The following is a 665-nucleotide window of genomic DNA, read 5'->3' on the forward strand; positions in this document are numbered from 1 at the left end:
TCCGGCTCAGACGCGGCGGGCGTCGTAGCGATCGGTGAGGGTGGCGAGGGTCGGAGCGCCGAGGCGGCCGCCGAAGAAGCCGGCGAGCGCGCCGAGGATCAGGGCGAGCGCGCCGTAGAAGGCGCCCTGGGTGGCAGCGGACTTGGCGGCCACGGCCGCGGCCTCGGCCTTCTGCTTGGCGCTGGCGACGGTCTCTTCGTACTGCTTCCTGTAGTCCTGGATCTGGGTCTTGGCCTGGTCGACCGGGATGCCCTGGGCCTTGGCCAGCGCGTCGGCGGCGCGGTTCTCGGCCTGGGCCTTCTGGGCGGGATCCCCCGTGAACAGGGCGCGGATGGCTGCCACGGCGGCATCCTTGGCGGCCTGCGGGTCCTGGCCGGCCGCCTGCTGGCGGACGCTCTGCTCGATGCCGTCCAGCGGGTTGGTGATCTTGGACAGCGACGGGGCTGCGGCCTGCGCGGCGGTCTGCACGGTACCGCCGACGAGGGAGCCGGCGCCGCCGAGCGTGCTGGTCACGCCCGAGAAGGCGCCGCCGATGAGGCCGCCGGCCGCGGAGGTGAGAAGATAGAGCACCACGAGGGTGGTCACCGCCCAGGAGACCAGGCCGTGCAGGCCGGCGGCGCCCGTCACGGGCTTGCCCGACAGGCGCCCGGCGATGAAGCCGCCCG

Annotated in this window: 1 protein-coding gene; it reads right to left on the reverse strand. The window is 74.3% G+C overall.

The genetic code is table 11. From position 1 onward, the window contains the following. Nucleotides 1-6 precede the first annotated feature (6 nt). A partial coding sequence (locus MBTS_RS21590; protein ID WP_192216444.1) for a PhnA-like protein occupies nucleotides 7-665 on the reverse strand: 659 nt, incomplete at its 5' end.

It is taken from the genome of Methylobacterium bullatum (assembly GCF_014845095.1).
GTDB lineage: Bacteria > Pseudomonadota > Alphaproteobacteria > Rhizobiales > Beijerinckiaceae > Methylobacterium > Methylobacterium bullatum.